General features: G+C 71.3%; 2 protein-coding genes. Both read left to right on the top strand.

Annotation, left to right across the window (positions count from 1 at the left end; all coding sequences use genetic code 11):
- The coding region (locus HUK84_RS18435; protein WP_176641529.1) for an efflux RND transporter permease subunit at positions 1–685 on the top strand (685 nt) is incomplete at its 5' end.
- 40 nt (positions 686–725) lie between these two features.
- Positions 726–1375 (top strand): response regulator (locus tag HUK84_RS18430; RefSeq protein WP_176641528.1); only part of this gene is annotated, 650 nt, incomplete at its 3' end.

The raw sequence follows: 1375 nt of genomic DNA, 5'->3' as shown, positions 1-1375 counted from the left end.
CGACGGCCCCCCGCGCATCAGCCGCGACCGCATCCAACGCCGCCTGGTGGTGCAGGCCAACGTGCGCGGGCGCGACCTCAGCTCCTACGTCGCCGCCGCCCAGGCCGCCGTCGCGGCGCGGGTGCATCTCCCCCCCGGCTACCGCATGATCTGGCAGGGCCAGTTCCGCAACCTGCAGTCGGCCATGGCCCGGCTCGATATCGTGGTGCCGATCGCGCTGGCGCTGATCTTCGCCCTGCTGGTGGTGGCCCTGGGCGCGGTCCGGCCGGCGCTGCTGGTGTTCGTCAACCTGCCGGTGGCCGCGACCGGGGGCATCCTCATGCTCTGGGCGCGCGGCCTGCCCTTCAGCATCTCGGCGGGCATCGGCTTCATCGCGCTGTTCGGGGTGGCCATCCTCAACGGCGTGGTGCTGGTCAGCTACATCCAGCATCTGCGCGCGCGCGGCATCCCGGTCGCCCGCGCGGCCTTCGAGGCCGCCGAGGAGCGCTTCCGCCCGGTCATCGCCACTGCCCTGGTCGCCAGCCTCGGCTTCTTCCCCATGGCCTTCTCCACCAGCGCGGGGGCCGAGGTCGAACGCCCCCTGGCCAGCGTGGTGATCGGCGGCCTTGTCTCATCGACCCTGTTGACCTTGCTGGTGCTGCCGTCGCTCTATGCACGGGTGATGCGCGACAGAAGCGACGCATGACGCGGACGGACATCCGTCCGCGCGGGCAAGGAGGGCATCGGTGCGGATCCTGATCGTCGAGGACGAAGCCGCCCTGGGCTCGGCGGTGCGGGACCGGCTCCGCCGCGCGGGCCACGCCGTGGACTGGTTCACCACGCTGGACGATTCCCGCGCCGCGCTCTCCGCCGCCGCCTATGATTTCCTGCTGCTCGATCTCGGCCTGCCCGACGGCAGCGGCCGCGACCTGCTGCGGCAGGTCCGGCGCGGCGGCTCGGCCATGGCCATCCTGATCACCACCGCGCAGGACCAGATCAGCGACCGCATCGCCGGCCTGTCCGACGGCGCGGACGACTATATCGTCAAGCCCTACGATTTCGACGAACTGCTCGCCCGGCTCGATGCGGTCTCGCGCCGCTACGTCGCCCTGGTCGACAACCGCCTGGAACTGGGCGAGGTCGAAATCGACCTCGCCCGCCGCCGCATGTCCCGCCTGGGACAGGACGTGGCGCTGACCGCGCGCGAATGGGCGGTGATCGAATTGCTGGCCCGCCGCGCCGGCGCCATCTGCTCGCGTGAACAGATCGAGGACGCGCTCTACGGCCTGGGCGAGGAAATCGAAAGCAACGCGATCGAGGTCTTCGTCAGCCGCGTCCGCAAGAAGGTCGGCCCCGGCCTGATCCGCACCGTGCGCGGCCGCGGCTACTGCCTGGC

The organism is Nguyenibacter vanlangensis, assembly GCF_013376155.1.
In the GTDB taxonomy this organism is placed as follows: domain Bacteria; phylum Pseudomonadota; class Alphaproteobacteria; order Acetobacterales; family Acetobacteraceae; genus Gluconacetobacter; species Gluconacetobacter vanlangensis.
This window is presented reverse-complemented; position numbering and strand designations above follow the sequence as displayed.